This window comes from Acetoanaerobium sticklandii (assembly GCF_000196455.1).
Taxonomy (GTDB): Bacteria; Bacillota; Clostridia; order Peptostreptococcales; family Filifactoraceae; genus Acetoanaerobium; species Acetoanaerobium sticklandii.
Window position 1 is genome coordinate 663,101 of sequence record NC_014614.1, and the last position, 18,933, is coordinate 682,033.

The 18,933-nt window shown below is 34.7% G+C and carries 15 protein-coding genes; 11 read left to right on the plus strand and 4 right to left on the minus strand.

The window, feature by feature from the left end:
- The first annotated feature begins 34 nt into the window (after positions 1 to 34).
- The 8 genes from CLOST_RS03060 (at position 35) to CLOST_RS03095 (ending at position 9,490) form a co-directional block, all read left to right on the plus strand.
- Positions 35 to 1,282, plus strand: coding sequence for an AfsR/SARP family transcriptional regulator (locus CLOST_RS03060; RefSeq protein WP_013360778.1), 1,248 nt, complete (start codon positions 35 to 37; stop codon positions 1,280 to 1,282).
- Between the two features lie 221 nt (positions 1,283 to 1,503).
- Positions 1,504 to 4,125, plus strand: coding sequence for a VWA domain-containing protein (locus CLOST_RS03065; protein ID WP_013360779.1), 2,622 nt, complete (start codon positions 1,504 to 1,506; stop codon positions 4,123 to 4,125).
- Between the two features lie 16 nt (positions 4,126 to 4,141).
- Entirely contained in the window at positions 4,142 to 4,708 is a 567-nt protein-coding gene (locus CLOST_RS03070; RefSeq protein ID WP_041487087.1) for a signal peptidase I, read from the plus strand.
- Positions 4,709 to 4,796: 88 nt separating this feature from the next.
- Positions 4,797 to 5,456, plus strand: coding sequence for a TasA family protein (locus CLOST_RS13450; protein WP_013360781.1), 660 nt, complete (start codon positions 4,797 to 4,799; stop codon positions 5,454 to 5,456).
- Between the two features lie 91 nt (positions 5,457 to 5,547).
- Complete coding sequence (locus CLOST_RS03080) at positions 5,548 to 6,102, plus strand: TasA family protein (RefSeq protein WP_013360782.1); 555 nt, start codon at positions 5,548 to 5,550, stop codon at positions 6,100 to 6,102.
- A 38-nt stretch (positions 6,103 to 6,140) separates the two neighbouring features.
- Positions 6,141 to 7,010, plus strand: coding sequence for an LPXTG cell wall anchor domain-containing protein (locus CLOST_RS03085; protein WP_013360783.1), 870 nt, complete (start codon positions 6,141 to 6,143; stop codon positions 7,008 to 7,010).
- Positions 7,011 to 7,126: 116 nt separating this feature from the next.
- Positions 7,127 to 7,696 (plus strand): HDIG domain-containing metalloprotein, encoded by a 570-nt coding sequence (locus CLOST_RS03090; RefSeq protein ID WP_013360784.1) that lies wholly within the window; start codon positions 7,127 to 7,129, stop codon positions 7,694 to 7,696.
- A gap of 279 nt (positions 7,697 to 7,975) precedes the next feature.
- The gene (locus CLOST_RS03095) at positions 7,976 to 9,490 is read left to right on the plus strand and encodes a flotillin family protein (RefSeq protein ID WP_013360785.1); all 1,515 of its coding nucleotides are present in this window, start codon (positions 7,976 to 7,978) and stop codon (positions 9,488 to 9,490) included.
- 148 nt (positions 9,491 to 9,638) lie between these two features.
- On the opposite strand, the gene CLOST_RS03100 is transcribed toward CLOST_RS03095, so the two are convergent.
- Both CLOST_RS03100 and CLOST_RS03105 read right to left on the minus strand, forming a co-directional pair.
- Positions 9,639 to 11,858 (minus strand): heavy metal translocating P-type ATPase, encoded by a 2,220-nt coding sequence (locus CLOST_RS03100; protein WP_157858280.1) that lies wholly within the window; start codon positions 11,856 to 11,858, stop codon positions 9,639 to 9,641.
- A 2-nt stretch (positions 11,859 to 11,860) separates the two neighbouring features.
- Positions 11,861 to 12,220, minus strand: coding sequence for an ArsR/SmtB family transcription factor (locus tag CLOST_RS03105; RefSeq protein ID WP_013360787.1), 360 nt, complete (start codon positions 12,218 to 12,220; stop codon positions 11,861 to 11,863).
- Between the two features lie 184 nt (positions 12,221 to 12,404).
- Between CLOST_RS03105 and CLOST_RS03110 the strand changes: the two genes are divergently transcribed.
- Complete coding sequence (locus CLOST_RS03110; protein WP_013360788.1) at positions 12,405 to 12,926, plus strand: peptidylprolyl isomerase; 522 nt, start codon at positions 12,405 to 12,407, stop codon at positions 12,924 to 12,926.
- 756 nt (positions 12,927 to 13,682) lie between these two features.
- On the opposite strand, the gene CLOST_RS03115 is transcribed toward CLOST_RS03110, so the two are convergent.
- Together CLOST_RS03115 and CLOST_RS03120 are read right to left on the minus strand one after the other, a co-directional pair.
- Positions 13,683 to 16,166 carry a CoA-disulfide reductase gene (locus CLOST_RS03115; RefSeq protein WP_013360789.1) on the minus strand — a complete coding sequence of 828 codons (2,484 nt, stop codon included), beginning with the start codon at positions 16,164 to 16,166 and terminating at the stop codon, positions 13,683 to 13,685.
- 109 nt (positions 16,167 to 16,275) lie between these two features.
- Positions 16,276 to 16,560, minus strand: coding sequence for an ArsR/SmtB family transcription factor (locus CLOST_RS03120; protein WP_013360790.1), 285 nt, complete (start codon positions 16,558 to 16,560; stop codon positions 16,276 to 16,278).
- A gap of 306 nt (positions 16,561 to 16,866) precedes the next feature.
- Between CLOST_RS03120 and ltaE the strand changes: the two genes are divergently transcribed.
- Both ltaE and CLOST_RS03130 read left to right on the plus strand, forming a co-directional pair.
- On the plus strand, positions 16,867 to 17,895 hold the full coding sequence (gene ltaE / locus CLOST_RS03125) for a low-specificity L-threonine aldolase (protein WP_013360791.1): 1,029 nt from the start codon (positions 16,867 to 16,869) through the stop codon (positions 17,893 to 17,895).
- A gap of 21 nt (positions 17,896 to 17,916) precedes the next feature.
- Positions 17,917 to 18,816, plus strand: a complete 900-nt coding sequence (locus CLOST_RS03130) for a YegS/Rv2252/BmrU family lipid kinase (protein ID WP_013360792.1) — start codon at positions 17,917 to 17,919, stop codon at positions 18,814 to 18,816.
- Positions 18,817 to 18,933: the final 117 nt, after the last annotated feature.

The following is an 18,933-nucleotide window of genomic DNA, read 5'->3' on the forward strand; positions in this document are numbered from 1 at the left end:
GGTATAAGTAATCTGAATAAGGGAGAGATAGTATATGGACCAAAATAATGGTAGATTAGAAATCCTCACCTTCGGTAGCTTTGATATCTTAATAGATGGAGAATCCCTTTTGACTCAGTTTGGAAAAAGTCAAAAAGCACTTTCGCTATTGAAATATTTTATATCTAACAGAGGTAAAAAAATCCCAGTAAACAGAATAATTGAAGCAAATTTTAAACTATACGACTATACAGACTATAACAATGCACTAAGAAGCCAAGTTCACAGACTAAGAAAAATAATAAAAGATATAAATTCAAAGCTTGAATCTGAAGTAATGAGATTAGATTTTGTAGCAGGAAATTATGTATTTAATTTAGAAAAAGATTATATTTTAGATGTAGAGCTATTTGAAGATTACGTTTGTAGATTTTCACTAAAGCCACTGGAATTAGAGGCTGATTTTGAGAGATTATCGGAGTTGAGGACGGCTCTCAAGCTATATAGAGGAGATTATATTGAAGGTACTGAATTTTATGACTGGATATTTCCTCTTAGGATACATTATAAAAGACAGTATCTGATGCTGTTTTCTCAATATATAGGTTACCTAGTAAAAAAAGATAGGTATGATGAAGTAATAAGTGAATGCGAATCTGCGCTTTCTATAAATTTTTTTGACGAAGTAATTCATGAGTATTTGCTCGAGGCCTTATTTAAATCAAATAAAGCTAATCAAGCACTGAACCACTATAACTATGTGACTTCTAGATTTTATACTGAGATGAATATGAAGCCTTCAGAAAAAATGAAGGAAATCTATCAGAAAGTCCAAAAAAGAGAAAACTCAGAGTATGGCACTGATCTTTTTACTTTAGAAAGAACTATACGGCTAGCAGAACAGTCTGATGGAGTGTTTTTCTGCGATAAAGATTTCTTTATTAACCTTTATAGACTAGAACTTCGAAAAAAAGAAAGAGATATAGGTAAAACGATGGTTGGGATAGTTACGGTATCTGCCTATGATTTAAGAGAAATAAGCGAAGAGGAATCTGTAAAGATAGTAGAGGATATAGGCCCAGTAGTAGACAAATACATGAGAAAATATGATGTAATAACAAAACTTAATAAAAATCAATTTGCTTTTATGATGTTTAATAGTAGCGAAGAAATGATAAAAAGAATAAATCAAAGAATGAACTTTTTATTAAACCAAGTGAAGAAAAAGCATAGAATATTATTTACTCTTAGCTGCAAATCAATACAAGCAACTGATGAAAATTACAATGAGACTGCCTTTTAGGGCAGTTTTTTATTGCAAATAAAACAAAGGATATCAAAAATTATGAGACATTTTTAATCGTTCTAATAGGTTTGCTTCTTAATTACATAAATAAAAGAGTTTTGATGTAACTGAAATGTAACTGAAAACAAATTGTAATCAAATTGAAATAAAAATCCTACGTAATTTTAGTCTGGTAAAAGTAATATAAGAGCTTTAAGAAGTTACGAGGAGGTGAAACCGTGAAGAAAATAAAATTGTGGCAAATCATTATTTTAATTTTTGCTCTTACTTTTGTAAATATCCATCCAGCTCTTATTTATGCATCTCAATTAGAAGTAGATACGCAGGATGTTTCATCTGAAGCAATAGAAGATGAAGCAGATATACAAAGCGAAGATGCCCCGCAAGCAGAAGTATCGGACGAGGAGCAAAGCATTGAATCTCAAGAAGGAGAGGGTGAGCAAAATCCAGACGAACAAGTAGAAGGTGAAGACGAATCAGCGCCACTAGGAGAACCACAAGCTGAAGATGATATAGAAAATCCAGATGGTGATGTAGAAAATCCAGATGGTAATGTCGAAAACCCTGACGGTGAAGAAGTAATCGAAGATGAAGAAACACCTCAAGGACCAGTAGATGGAGAAATTCCACCAAGTGAAGGAGAACCTGTAGACGGAGAACTTCCGCCAGTAGATGAGCAAGTAGATCCGAATGCACCATCAATAGAAGAACCGGTAGATCCAAATGCACCGCCGGTAGATCCTAACGCACCACCGGTAGATCCTGTAGTTGATCCAACAGTTCCAGTTATTGGAGGAGGAGGGGTAATAATACCACCGATAATAGCAATACCTGGTGAGGAAATTATTGTTACAAAAACAGCTGATAAGGATCAAGTAAATCCTGGAGAAACGATTAATTACACTATTGAAGTTACTAATAATTCAGGAGGAGATTTGACAGGTATTACAGTGGAAGACCCTATGATAAATCTTATAGAAACTTTTGATTTATTAACTGGAGAAACTAAAGTATTCACTGGCAGTTTTGAAGTAAAAAAACCTGAACCTATAATGGTAGCAGGAGAAGAAATAATTACAGCTCCTGAGGAGCCTCCTGTGATTACAAATACTGTAAGAGTATATGGTACAGGACCAGTCGGTGAAATTAACAAAACGGCTACAGTTGTAGTTAATGGAGTATTAGAAGAAGTGTTAGAAGTAATGAGCGAAGAGTTTATCGAAGATCCTGGTGAAATTTATTTGGATTTATCAGAATTCGATAGCCAACCAATGATGAGAAGTTTTCAAATGATGACAGTAAACCCATATGAAAACGACCACTTATCTATTGATAAAACTGCTACAACTTTAGATTTAGAAGAGAGAATGTATCAAGTCGATTTTGAAATAACTGGAACACCACCAGAAAAACCTGTAGATGTAATACTAGTTATAGATACTTCAGGAAGTATGGGAACTAGAATACCTGGAGATAGTAAGGCACCATTATATTATGCAAAACTAGCGGCTATAAATTTTGCAAATAGTATAATAGATGAGAATCCAGATAGTAGGGTAGGAGTTATAGAGTTTTCAGGAGGATATTATGGTTATGCATCTGATGCTAGTACTGTAATAAATCTTACAAATAATAAGGCTAATTTAGCAAGTAGTATTAATGGACTTACTACTCATAATATGACAAATATTCAAGCAGGATTTAGGTTAGCATATAACAAAATTAGTGCTATTTCTAGTACAAGGGACTCTGTTAAATCAGTAGTATTTCTTACTGACGGAGTTGCAAATGTAAGTATTGGTAACTGGTCTAGTAGTAATCCAGTTGTTCACAACACCCATACTATAGCTGCCTATACTGAAGGACAAAGTCTGTATAGCTATATTAATGGCAACCTATTTACTATAGGATTATTTGGAGCGATATCAAATAGTTCAGTTAAATCTATTGCAAGGGATACTTTACAAAAAGCTGTATACGATGATCTTGAGAAGTATTATGAAGCTTCTAGTGCAGTAGATTTAGGCCCAGTATATGAGACAATATCTCAAAAATTAGAATATGCAGCAACAAATGCTGGAGTAGTAGATTTTATGTCTATACCAGTCAATGACCACTTCGAGGTTATAACAAGTAGTATTACAGCTAGCAAAGGTACAGCTTTATATAATCCTACAACTAAGAAGATAGAGTGGGATATAGGAGATATAAGAGAAGAAACTGTAACTATGAGTTATCAAATAAAAGTAATTGATGATATGTGGCCTACAACTGCATGGTCATCTAACTGGAGCTCTTTAGATACAGTAGGACCATTTGGATATCAAAATGAGCCTGATTCTGGGCTTAATCCAGTATATACAAATAGTTCAGCTACTCTTAGCTATAAAAATCCTGATAATGAAAATTCAACTATGGATTTCCCTATGCCAAAGGTTCCAGTACCACCAGTACTAAGATTAAATATAATAAAAGCTATAAATGGCGCAGGACTTGCTAAAGAATTTGAAATTAATATATCAGGTAATTTATTGAACCAAACAACTATGAACTTTAACCATTTCACTTATGGTGGAACTCACAAGTTCTGGGGATTAAAACAAGGCATGTATACTGCTACTGAAAACTACTTGCCATATAATTACGAAAAAGTATCTATATCAGCTCCAGTAACTATATCTTACGATAATCCTGAAGATACCATCACAGTAACTAATAAGCCAAAAACAACTGGCTGGTTCTATGGTGATGATGAACAAAAGAACTATTTCCATGTAGGTGGAGTAATAGTAGCTGATATGAATTTTGATTCTAAGAAAATTGAAATAGCAAAAGCATAAAAGGTAGGTGATGGGGATGCTAAAGAAGATAACAAGTATATTATTTAACTCTATATTTATAATAGTAACAGTAGTATCTTTAGTTTTCGTATATACTATGCTTCAAAATGCAGGTCGTATACCAGATATTATGGGATACAGACTCTATGTAGTTCAAAGCGGTAGTATGGAGCCAGATATTCATACAGGGAGTCTGGTAATTAGTAAAAGAGTATCCCCTGAAAACCTTGCGATAGGTGATGTAGTAACCTTTAAATCAAAGGATGATTCTACTACACTTGTAACACATAGAATAGAGCAAATATCTAAAGAAAATGGAGAGCTTAGCTTTATAACTAAGGGAGATGCAAATGATGTAATCGACTTAGAACCAGTTAAGCCAGAAAATATCATAGCAAGAGTGCAGTATGATATTCCATATCTTGGATATATGACTGATTTTATAAAGACTAAACAAGGTATGCTTTTAGTAGTGATAATACCCGCGTTAGCACTACTTCTCATAGAAATATTTAAACTGATAGGTTATGCAAGTGAGCTGGATAAGCAGAAGAAAGCTCAAAATCATGAAATTAAGTTTTAAATATTAGTGATTTAAATTATTTACCTTATGTTATTTAATCGTTCGGATGTATTTAATTAATTAATTCCACTTTAAGGAGGGAAATATCATGTTACAAAGAAAAATGTTAATGAGTATAGCTTCTGTATTAGTTTTGGTAGCTTTAATTGCAGGTGCAACTATGGCCTGGTTTACAGATAGTGAAACTGTAGCTGCAACATTTACTGCAGGTACTGTAGATGTAGGAATTAATGATCCTACAGACATAGAAATCATCAACCCTGGAGACATCATTAAATTTGGAGAACTTGAAGATGAAGGATACTATCATAATGCACCAATTGAAAGAGGAATGCCACAAGGCGGATATGATAGAGTACTTCAAATAGATTATACAGGAACTAAAGCTGCATATGTAAGAGTACTAGTTGATTTTGATTGGGCAGGAGACTTAGATAATAGTAATCTTTCAGTTAATGCTCCAACTGGAGGAAACTGGATTTATGATGGAGTAGATACTCAAACTGGAAAACATATTTTTAGATTAAATGGAATCCTAAATGGTAGCGCAGAAGACCTTGGCGGATTTGCTTTAGCTAATGTTAAAAATGTACCATTTGAGTTAGTAATTAATGGAGCAAGTACTGGAAATCAATATCAAGGAGTAGCACTTAATATGAATTTTGAAGTTCAAGCAGTTCAAGCTGCAAACGTAGATCCAAATGCAATTCCATTTGAATCAGTAGTTCAACCTGTACCTACACCATAACTTTATCTAATGAGCTTAATAGTATAAAGCAAGACAATAGGTGCTAAGCTAAATAGATTTAAAATTAGAATTAATAGAGAGGGGTGTGAAGATGAAACGAAAATGGATGATACCACTATTAACAGGCATCTTCGCCGCCTCGCTGATTATAGGGATTACTACAGCATATTTCAGCGATTCTGCAGCGGTCAGCCCGGATATTACAGCGGGTACGGTAGTAATAGATTTAAGTGAAAACTTTAATCCGCCTACAAATTGGCAGGCCGGAGAGACCACACCAAAAGAGATACTGATTAAAAATACAGGTAATAAGCGTGCATATGTAAGAGTAAGAGTAGCGGGGGTATGGCAAAAAGATGAAGCAGATACTGCGCTAGATATAAACAATGTGCAGGTAATAAACAATTCTAGCGATTGGGTATTGAGCGAAGGCTATTACTATTATAAACATGTGCTTAATGCTGGAGCTACCACTTCCCCACTCGACCTATCAGTTAAATTGATAAGTAAGGATGAAAGATATGATGGTCACACATTTATGTTGAAGGCTTATTCACAGGCAGTTCAAGCTACAAATGGAGCATATATGGATGTTTGGGGCTTGTCAAGTTTGCCGCCTGAGGTTGAAATCCTTTCCTTACCATAGGGTATAGGTAAAGATAAAACCCTAGAAAGGAGGGTAACATGTATAAAAGAATTGCAATAGGAATTTCTAGTATAGCTCTTTCACTAGCTCTTATAGTATCTGGACTGATTTTGCAATCGCCTTCAATAGCATTTGCACAAAACGTTATAGTAGATAGTGATAGTGAAGGCTTAGTTGTAATACCTCTAGGTGGTAAGTTCTTTGAACTAAGCACTATGGGGCCTGGAGATATGCCAGATGATTTAAAAACAGTAGATGAAGATGCTTTGAAAGGCTTGATAACAGTAACTAATAGTTATACTGAGCCATATGAAGTATTCTTAAGTGCAAAGAGAACTTCTCCTATCCCAGAAGGAGCAGATTTATACGATATGCTGATGTTAGAAGTTAAGTTTAGAGGCGGAACTCTAAATGAAAAAACTGAATTAATGAAAGGTTTTGCAACATCAGAGATTAGTCTAGGAACCTTTGCTCCTGGGGATACACAAAATATTGAGCTTGGAGTATCTTTACCTGGAGAAGAGGTGGGAAATGAATATCAAGGAACTAGTGTAGATGTATTGTGGACATTTAGAGCAGTAGTACCTGAACCTGGGCCGGGACCAGGGCCGGGGCCAGGACCAGATGATGACGATGATGATGAAGATGAGCCAGAGGATGTTCCAGAAGAACCAGTACCTCTAGCAGTAGTAGAACCAGTACCTGAGGAAATTATTCCTGAGGAAATAGTTCCACTAGCAGTTCCAGAAGTTGAGGAAGCTATTGAGGAAGAACCAGTTCCACTAGCAATTCCTAAGCTACCTAGAACAGGAGGAATGGCACCAATATTCTTCTATAGTGCTGGAGCAGTATTACTTGGAGCAGGAGTTGTTATATTAAGAAGAAAAGATGATGATGACGAGAAATAAAAGTAAAATATAAAATTAACTAATGCGCCTTCTCTTGAAGGCGTATTTTTTTAGTAGTATTATAGATAAAAGGCTGTTAATGTATACAATATTAATTTAGCAAAGGGGATGTAAAGATGTCAGTAATACCTACTAGAACACAAGCATGGGAGCTACTTAATGAATACAATCAAACAGAATATCTTATAAAGCATGCACTTGAAGTAGAAGGAGTAATGAGATATTTTGCCAATTTATTAGGAGAAGAGGACATAGATAGATGGGCACTTGTGGGACTTCTTCATGATTTAGACTATGAAAAATATCCAGATGAGCACTGTATCAAAGTTCAAGAAATACTTAGAGAAAGAGATGTAGATGAATCTATTATTAAATCAATAGTGAGTCATGGCTATGGACTGGTTGCTGATATAAAGCCAGAGCATCAGATGGAAAAAGTGTTATTTTGCATAGATGAGCTATGTGGACTTATCCACGCAGCAGCAATTATGAGACCTTCTAAGAGCGTTATGGATATGGAGGTTAAATCAGTACGTAAAAAGTTTAAATCTCCTAGCTTCGCAGCTGGAGTATCCAGAGAAGTAATCCAGCAAGGGCTAGACATGTTAGGCTGGGAACTAGACTATGCTATAGAGCATACGATACTAGGAATGAGAGAAGTAGCTGAGGAAATTGGATTAAAATAGAATAATGATTCAAAAAAGTGAAAACTCCGGTAGGGCAACCGGAGTTTTCTGTTTGAGGGTCAAAATCTATCATATCTTAGGAGTATGATGATACATTTTTTCTTACAACTATATTCTAGCAAAGTATATTCTTTTCATAGTTACAAAATACTTACATAAGATTTACAAAACTGTAATTGAATTTAACTTTTTTGAAATAGTATAAATATACAATATATGTTAATCTTTTAATTAAGTGATTTCTATCTATCACTTAATTAATCTAATTTGGAGGGGAATATGGGAATAGAAGACATTTTAAAATTTGCAGTACCAGGAGTAGGAATATTACTTTTAATAATTATTATTGTAGTGGGATATGTAAAGGCATCACCTGATGAAGCGGTTATTATTTCTGGTGTAAAGCGTACACCTAGAATAATAAGAGGAAGAGCATCAGTTATGATTCCTTTTTTTGAAAGAAAAGATAGACTTACATTAAAAGTTATAAAAATCGATGTAAAAACTAAAGAATCTGTACCTACCCAGGAATTTATAAACGTAAATGTAGATGCAGTAGTAACTGTAAAAATAAGCTCTGATGAAGATTTGCTTCCAATAGCTGCTCAAAACTTTTTAAATAAAGATGAAGCATATATCCAAGCTATAGTAGGAGAGGTATTGGAGGGTAATGTCAGAGAAATAGTTGGAACTATGACTCTTGAGAACATGATTTCTAATAGACAGGAATTTGCTCTTAAGGTACAGCAAAATGCAGTACCTGATATGCAAAAAATGGGAATAGAAATAGTGTCGTTTAATGTACAAAACTTCTCAGACAAAAGTGGTATCATTGAAGACCTTGGTATAGATAACACTATGAAAATCAAGAAAGTAGCGGCAATTTCTAAGGCTGATGCTGAAAGAGATATCCAAATTGCTCAATCCAGAGCAGATAAGGAATCTAATGATGCTCGTATAGATGCTGAAAGAGAAATAGCAGTCAGAAATAACGAGCTAGCTATGAGAAAAGCTGATCTTAAAAAAGCTGAGGATACAAAAAAGGCAGAAGCTGATGCAGCTTATGAAATTCAAAAAGAGGAACAACGTAAAACTATAGAAATAACTACTGCAAATGCTAACTTAGCAAGACAAGAAAAGGAAATAGTAATAAAAGAAAGAGATGTCCAAATCAAAGAGAGAACCCTAGAAGCTGAAATCAAGAAAAAAGCAGAGGCTGATAAATTCGCCAGACAGCAACAGGCAGAGGCAGAGCTATTTGAGAGACAGAAAAAAGCAGAAGCAGATAAGTTTGAAGAAATAGCAAAGGCAGAGGCATTAAAAGCAAAAGCAGAAGCTGAAAGAATAGCTAAAGAGGAAGAAGCTATGGGGGTTAGAGCCTTTATGCTAGCAGAGGCAGAAGGTATCAGAGCTAAAGCTCTAGCAGAAGCCGAAGGTATAGAGAAAAAAGCAATAGCAATGGAAAAAATGAAAGAAGCTGCAATACTAGAAATGTACTTTAACGTACTTCCTGATATAGCTAAAAATGTAGCTGAACCATTAACTAACATTGATAAGATAACTATGTATGGTGAAGGCAACTCAGCAAAAATGGTAAAAGATATCATTAATTCAACTACTCAGATATCAGAAGGATTAACAGAAGGACTAGGAATAGATATGAAAGCATTAATTTCTGGGATAGTAGGTGGCAAGATGGTGATGAACCATGAGAAAGCTGAACCAAAGGAAATAAATGAGGTTAAAAACATTATAGAAACTAATAAAACAGACAATATAACACCAACTGAATAAAAATTTTATTGCCTAATGTAATACTCAGATGAAAGTCTTTTTCTGGGAAAATATACGTTACTGGAGAATAAAAAAAGAGTGCCACTATATATTGATAATTTGAAATCAACATATTTTAGCACTCTTTAGTTTTTTAATAACTTAAATATTAGATTTTACTTATTCTAGTTGCATTAAGAACTGCAATAACCGCAACTCCTACATCAGCAAATACAGCCTCCCACATATTAGCCATTCCAAAGGCTCCAAGAATTAGGACTAGTCCTTTGATGCCTAGTGAGAAGTAGATGTTTTGCCATACTACTTTGTTTGTGAACTTGGCTATTTTTATAGCTTCTGCGATTTTTGAAGGCTCGTCTGTCATGATTACTACATCAGCTGATTCTATGGCTGCGTCACTTCCTAGGCTTCCCATAGCAATTCCAATATCTGCTCTTGCAAGCACTGGAGCATCGTTGATTCCATCTCCTGTGAAAATAACCTTGCCTTTTGGACTAGCCATTTTCATCAGCTCTTCAAAAGCAGCTACTTTTTGATCTGGAAGAAGGTCGTATTTTACATTATCGATTCCTATTTTTTCTGCAATATCTAGAGCTGTTTTTTCATTATCTCCAGTTAGCATAGCTATAGAATGTATACCTACGGATTTTAATTTTTGCATAGCTAGCTTTGAGTCTTCTTTTATTTTGTCATAGATAGATATACTACCAGCGTAGATTCCATCAACTGAGAGATGAACTATGGTTCCAAATTTATCATTTATATAATCAATTTTTTCTTCTTGCATCAATTTTTCATTTCCAGCAAGCACTTTTTTCCCATCTATTACAGCTCTTACACCGTAACCAGGAAGATTTTCATAGCTTTGGATTCTGTCGTAATCTATAGGCGTATTATAGGCTTTGAGTATAGATACACCTATAGGATGAGATGAATGACTCTCTGCATAGGCAGCGAGCTCTAGTAGCTCATTATCATTCATTCCGTGCATCGGAGTGATTTCCTGTACTTTAAATATTCCCTCTGTAAGTGTTCCAGTTTTATCAAATACTGCTATTTCTGCATTTTTTAAAGCTTCTAGATAGTTTCCCCCTTTAATTAATATTCCATGCTTAGAAGCAGCTCCTATACCTCCGAAAAAACCTAGAGGGATTGACACTACTAATGCACAAGGGCAAGATACAACTAGAAATATCAAGGCACGGTATAGCCACTCGCTAAAATTAAATCCTGTAAAAAATGGAGGGATAATAGCTAGTGCTAGTGCAAAGAAAACAACAGCAGGAGTATAGTATCTGGAAAATTTAGTAATAAATTTCTCGGTTGGAGCTTTTTTAGCTGAAGCATTTTCTACTAGCTCTAGAATCTTATTTACTGTAGATTCTCCAAAGGTTTTTTCTACCTTCATTTCTATTGCGTGAGTTTTGTTTATAAAGCCAGATAATACAGTATCGCCCTTATTTACGATTCTAGGAACGGATTCTCCTGTTAAGTTAGAAGTATCCATCTGAGTGGACTCACTTAGAAGAGTTCCGTCTAGAGGCACTTTTTCTCCAGGCTTTACAAGTATTATATCTCCTATATTTACAGCCTCAGGCTTTACTATTTCAAAATTATTATCAACTTTTAGATTTGCATAGTCAGGCTTTATGTTCATAAGAGCTTTTATGGATTTTCTGGAACGATTTACAGCCATATCCTGGAATAACTCTCCTACGTTGTAAAACAGCATTACTGCTACGGCCTCTGGATATTCACCTATAGCAAAAGCTCCTAGTGTTGCAATTGACATTAAGAAGTTCTCATCAAAAACCTCTCCTCTAAGGATATTTTTAAATGCTGATAAGAGGACATCTTTTCCTATGATGATATAAGCTATTATAAATATTGCTAGCTTAATCATGTCACTGCCTTTATACATAATTCCAAAAGCATAAATAGCAATGGTTATACCTATTATAAGCGTTTCCTTTTTGTGATCTGCAAGAGAATGAGAAACATTAATATCAGCATGACCATGAGAATGCGAATGACCGTGAGAGTGGTCTTCATCGTGGGAGTGATTATGTCCGTCGCAGTCACAGCTATCATTTTCTTTTTTATTAACAGGCACACTAGATGCAAGCCCAAGGCTCATTGGTTCTTTGTCAGTAAGATAGGCTTTTGGCTCTATCTGTGTGCAAAGCTTATTTAGTTTTTCAAATACTGTATTTTTATCTGAGTCTTTTTTAAATTTTACGTTTATCTTTGCACTTGCGTAGTTTACGTGTATTTCTTCAATTTCAGCAAGCTTTGATGCTTTTTCTTCGAGTTTCTGTGAGCAATTAGCACACATCATTCCATTGATATATAGCGTTAGTTCCATCATTATCACCTCTCAAGTATATGGGCATAACCCATGTTAAATATTGTCTGTACATGTTCGTCATCTAGGGAGTAATATACTACCTTGCCGTCTTTACGATATTTTACTAGTCTAGCTTGCTTTAGGACTCTTAGCTGATGCGAAATCGCTGATTGAGTCATACCTAGTAGAGCGGCTATATCGCATACGCAAAGTTCTGATTGAAATAGAACATAAATAATTTTAATTCTAGTAGTATCGCCAAAGACTTTGAAAAATTCTGCTAAATCATAGAGATTTTCATCCTTTGGCATTTTGCTTTTTATATCATTGACTGTATCCTCGTGGATAGTGTCACAGCTACATTTGGGAGCATCTTTTGCCACTAGCTTCACCTCTTTTATATTTGTTCATATGAGCAAATATTCATATGTTAATTATATATTAATCCTGATTTGAGCTTTTGACAAGAGTTATTTATTAAATTTTAGAAGTTTTAGGTATATTATTTTTTGGAGAGGATTATTATGATATAATAGAGTAAATTTATATGAAAAACAGGAGGGCAATATGAGTCAAAATCCAATAGTAACAATGAAAATAGAAGATAGAGGAGAGGTAAAAATCGAGCTTTATCCACATATAGCACCAAATACTGTAAACAACTTTATTTCTCTAGTAAAAAAAGGTTTTTATGATGGACTTATATTTCACAGAGTGATTCAAGGCTTTATGATACAAGGAGGAGACCCAAAAGGAAATGGTACTGGAGGGCCAGGCTACGGCATCAAGGGCGAATTTAGCAAAAATGGTCATGTAAACAATCTTTCTCATGAGCCAGGAGTTATTTCTATGGCGAGATCGGCGCATCCAGATTCTGCTGGGTCACAGTTTTTCCTTATGACTTCAGTAAGTCCTCATCTAGATGGATCATATGCTGGATTTGGAAGAGTAGTAGAAGGAATGGATATAGTAGAAGCTCTAGAAAAAGTTAAAACTAATTTTTCTGACAAGCCACTAGAAGATATACTTATAGAGTCAGTTACAGTGGATACTTTTGGAGTAGAATATCCAGAGCCTATAACTCAGTAGTAAAAAGTTATAGATATAATTTAGAGATTAAATAATAGTATATTCATATAATTTTAATCAAAATACCAAGAAACCCTAATTTCTTGGTATTTTATATTCTCTAGAAATTATTTGATATTTTTAAATCAGGTATTTCCAACTAACAGTAATGATTCAATTGATTAGGAAATTACATAATTGGAATTTTCTGATTTTTTTAGAATAAAATGTTTAATATAATTATATTTAGGTATATATGAAATAAGAAGTTCAGGTGTAAAGAATTAGGATAGATAATCCTAATAGAGTATTATACCAGTCATTCCCACCGAAAGTGCAGCGAATGACAATCAAAGTAAGAACTTAAGCAACAACCAAAGAATGTTTGTTTAATCAGTCTATAGGCTAAGTCCTATACGAAACGATTAAACCCCAGAAAGTTGAGTAACAAATAGGTTATAAAAGTTAATGCAACTTTTAGGAGGTAATAGCATCGAAAAAGCATCTATTTTTTTACAACTGAATATTTTAACTAGGAATTACACCTTAATTTCTTAAAAAATGAGATACTTGGAGTCGGGACTGGTATCTCATTTTAGTTTGAAAAGAATAAAATTTCAAAAAAATATATTTTTATGCCGATATGAACTGACCCCTAAATGCGAGAGCTAGAATTCTAACATTTAGGGGTCAGTATTTTGATATTTAAATTATATTTTAGTGCTATTGTAGTTATTCTTTATTTGAAAGTCTTATTATATTTACTCTTTATTTGAATTAGATAAATAGGTTGAGCCCAGAATCCTCAGTTTCAGCTAAATATGATGCAACACCAGCTATTTCAACTCCATCAATTAGCTCTTCTTGCTTGATTCCCATGATATCCATACTCATAGCGCAAGCTACTAGCTTTACACCCATTTTTTGTGCATTAGCGATTAATGTTTCTACATCGTCTACATTTTTCTTTTTCATTACATAGTTTATCATTTTTGAACCCATGCCGCCCATGTTCATGTTTGAAAGCTTAAGCTTTTTAGCGCCTTCTGGCATCATTTTAGAAAACATGTTCTCTAGAGCATCCTTTTCTACTTTAACTCCAGGCTTTCTAAGGACGTTTAATCCCCAGAAGGTAAAGAACATAGTTACTTCTTTGCCCATTGAGGCAGCTCCTGTTGCTATGATAAATGAAGCCATAGCTTTATCGAGGTCTCCACTAAATACTACCATTGTTGCGCCATTTTTTTCCTTTACTACTGGAGCATTAGTCGCCCCCAAAGCTGGGGCTACTCTGGGTGTATCAGTTCCTTTTCTAAGAAGGGTTCTGAAATGAGTCTTGTCAAATTCTGATGAAATTAATGTGTTACCTGTTTTTTTACACCATGCAGAAATATCCTTGCTAAAGCCAGGATCAGTTGCTAGAACTTCTAACATCTGTCCATTTTCCATAGTACTAACAGCTGCATAGACCTGAGCTATAGGACCAGGACACTGAAGACCTCTAGCATCTACAGTTAAATCTGGGCTAGTACTTCCAGTAAAAGAATCTATATTATGATCTGCTATATGCATCTCGCCAGCATCATCCACATATGCACAGCCAGCAGCTTCTGGAGCGCCATATACATCAGAATAAGTCTTGTATCCGCCATCTAGGTTCTTAACATTATATCCGTGCTGTTTTAAGATTCTAGCAGCAAGATATCCTCTAAGACCTACTTGACAAGATACATAGAGTTCTTTGTCTTTTGGAATTTCATCTAGTCTTTCTCTTATTTCATGAAGAGGAATGTTTATTGAGCCTTCTATAAAGCCCATTTCTCTTTCCATAGGCTCTCTTACATCTATTAACAAGCCACCATCAGCGATTAGCTTATCGATTTCATTATAATATACTACATCTACTAGACCATCTAAAATATTGCTAGCTACATAACCAGCCATGTTTACAGGGTCCTTAGCAGAAGAATATGGAGGTGCGTAGGCAAGCTCTAGGTTGGTTATATCTCTTACGGTCAAATTACCTTTTATAGCAGTAGCGATTACATCTATTCTCTTATCAACGCCATCGTAGCCTATGCCTTGAGCTCCTAGAATTTTACCACTAGGTACTTCGAATATCAGCTTAAGTGATATAGGAAAAGCTCCTGGATAGTATCCAGCATGTGAGCCTGGGTGAATATGAATAGTCTTGTAGTTGGTTTTGCCAAGCCTAGCTAGGGCTTTTTCATTATGCCCAGTTGAGGCTGCAGTTAAATCAAATACTTTTGCAATAGAAGTTCCAAGAGTTCCAGGATACTTTGAATCAATGCCGCAGATTCTATCAGCAACTATTCTTCCTTGTTTGTTTGCTGGCCATGCAAGTGGCACCATAGCAGGTTCATTGTATATATAATCAATAGTTTCTATCGCATCACCGATAGCGTAGATATTAGGATCTGAGGTCATCATATTTTGGTCTACTTTTATATGACCTCTTTCACCTAGCTCTAAGCCCGAGGATTTTGCTAGCTCATTTTCAGGGCGTACACCTATCGATAGTATAGTAAGCTCTGTGTCTAGGACTTTTCCGCTGTTTAGACCGATTTTTGTTCCTTTTTGGTCGAAGTAAGATACTCCATCGGATAAAATAAGCTCAACACCCATATCAGTTACATGCTTATGAAGAATGCTTACCATTTCACTATCAAATGGAGCCATGATTTGGTCTGCCATTTCTACTAATGTAACTTTGATTCCTCTATGCACTAAATTTTCAGCCATCTCTACGCCGATAAAGCCTCCACCGATTACTACAGCTGATTTTGGTTTTTTATTATCAACATGAGCTTTGATTGCATCTGTATCTGGAATATTTCTTAGAGTAAATACATTATCAGCTTCATCAAGACCCTTGATAGGAGGCTTGATAGGATTTGCTCCAGGAGATAATACAAGTACGTCGTATCTTTCTTCGTAAGTAGTTCCAAGCTTAAGATTTTTTACTGTTACAGTTTTTTTCTCTCTGTTTATAGCAGTTACTTCACTTAAGTTTCTAATATCCATATTGAATCTTTCAGACATTCCATCTACAGTCTGTACTAGAAGAGCATCTCTTTGAGGGATAATTTCTCCTATATAGTATGGAAGACCACAGTTGGCAAAAGATATATACTCGCCTCTTTCAAACATTACTATCTGTGATTCTTCATCAAGTCTTCTAAGCCTTGCTGCTGTAGTAGCTCCTCCAGCAACCCCACCAACTATCAATATTTTTTTCATAATAACCTCCATTTAATTTAATTATTTACATATTCGAATAAGACGATTAATTTGGTATAGATTTATTATTATTTACATTGGAATTATTTCCAATATTTAGCAGTTTAAACTAAAAAATACATTCTACAAGCTTTTTTATTCTTGAGTCTGAAATCTCATAAATAATCTCTGTGCCTTTTCTTTCTCCTTTTATGATTCCAGCTGATTTTAGCTTAGATACATGTTGAGATACAGTTGATTGAGGCAGGTTAAGGCAGCTGTGCATATTACTTACATTACAAGGACCATTGCCAATAAGTCCTCTTACTATGCATAGCCTTACCGGATGGGCTAGTGCTTTTAACAGCTCCGAGGTTTCTTCCAGTTGTTTAAAATCCATATCAAAATTGTTCATTTGCTCCTCCTGTATTTCGTTATATTCTAATATTACGATATATAAATGTGGTTGTCAATAATTAGTCAAAAATATTTTTTAAAATTTCTCCCCATAGCCTAATAATTATACTAAAATAGATATAATTGTAGTACTATTATAAGAGGAACACTTATTTTTCTAGTAGTTATGGACTAACAGTTATGTAGTCATTAGGCAAATTGCTACAATAATACAGATGCTTTAATACAACGAATATATTGCTCTATTGATAATGAGAAAATGTATAATCTCTATAATATAAAAAAGCTAAAGGAGGATTTTATAATGAAATATATCGATTTAAGAAGTGATACTGTTACTGAGCCTACACAAAGAATGAGAGAGGCTATGATGGACGCAATAGTTGGGGATGATGTTTATGAAGACGATCCGACTATGAAGGAGCTAGAAGAGTACGCAGCTAATTTAGTAGGCAAAGAGGCTGCACTATTTGTGCCTAGTGGTACTTTTGCAAATCAATTGGCTATATTTACTTGGTGCAATAGAGGAGATGAAGTCATCCTTCCGCACGATTGTCATGTAGTTATGCATGAGGTGGGAGCTGCTTCAGTCATAGCTGGAGTACAGCTTAGAAGCATGCCAGCTATTAATGGACAAATGAATCCTCAAATGGTAAAAGAAGCTATAAGAGAAGATGATATCCACTATCCAGAGACTGGACTTATATGTATGGAAAACGCTTATTCAGATGGAACCGTGCTTCCGCTTGAGCATATGCAAGAAATTTATGCTATTGCAAAAGCTCATGATATTCCTGTGCATTTAGACGGAGCTAGAGTATTCAATGCCGCTACAGCTTTAAAAGTAGATGCAAAGGACATTCTTAGATATACTGATTCTGTTATGTTTTGTCTTTCAAAAGGTCTTTGTGCACCAGTAGGCTCAATTCTAGCAGGAAGCAAAGAATTTATTGCTAAAGCTAGAAAGAAAAGAAAGCTACTAGGTGGTGGAATGAGACAAGTTGGAATGCTAGGAGCGGCCGGTCTAATAGCTTTAAAGGAAATGAGATTAAGACTTATTGAAGATCACGATAATGCTAAATATTTAGCAGAGGAGCTAGATAAAATTCAAGGAATTGAAGTAATTAAGGACGCTCTTGATATAAACATGGTATTTTTTAAAATTACAGATGAAAGACTGGAAGCCCAGCTTACTGAGGAAAATTTCTTCAAAAATGGAATCAAAATCAATCCTGCTGAAGGTGGGCTTATGAGATTTGTTTGTCATTATTATATTAATAAATCGGATATAGATAAGGTTTTAGGGGTAATAAATGAGATGAGAAGATATTAATAAATCATCAGGAGGTCTGTTATGAAAAGAGCTTTATTCATTTATAATCCAATGTCAGGAAATAGACTTGTTCCAAGAGAACTAGACAGAATAATTGAAAAATTTCAAGAAAACGACATTTTCTTAGATATGTATAGAATAGCTGAAGATAACAGTAAAATAATAGAAGCTATGCATAGAAAAGATATAGATATGATTATAGGTGCAGGTGGCGATGGAACTATAGGAAACGTAGCTAACTGGATGATTAAAGAAGGTATAAAGCTCCCATACGGAACTCTTGGAACTGGAACCTGCAATAATTTTACTCATAATATAGATATCCCTGAGGATATGGAAAAAGCAATTGATATAATCTGCCAAGGACATAGCTATAGTGTTGATGTAGGTATAGTAAATTCAAAACACAGCTTCTTGTCGAGCTTAGCAGGAGGGATGTTTGTTGAGGCTTCTTTTAAAACAGAGCCAGAGCTAAAACAAAAGCTAGGGCCCTTTGCATATTATTTGAAAGCCTTAAGTGAGCTTGCAAACTTAAAATCTTATCCACTAGAAATAGATACTGGCACTGATATCTACAAAGAGAATGCTTATTTAGTTATGATACTAAATGGGACCCATGTAGGAAGCTTTAAAAGAGTATTTTCTGAAAGTCAGATTGATATTTCCGATGGACTTATGGAGATGCTAGTGCTTAGAGAAGGAAATCCTATAGAAATAGCAAACATGTTCCTTATGATGATGAGAGGAGAAGACTATCTAAAAAGTGATAGTGTGCTTCTTCTAAAGTCAGATTATTTTAAAATTAGCTCGACTGAAAAAGTAAATATGAGTATAGATGGAGAAAAAGGACCTATGCTTCCTATTGAAGTAGAAGTTAGAAAAAAAGCAATTGAGGTTTTTGTACCTTACACAAAACTTTGATTTACTTAGATAAAAGTATATCATATCATTTTTATAAAAATTATTTATGTTTTTTTATTTTATGGTATGATATACTTGTGGCTAGTATAATAGTCCTAAGTCGAATAGTAAGTTGGG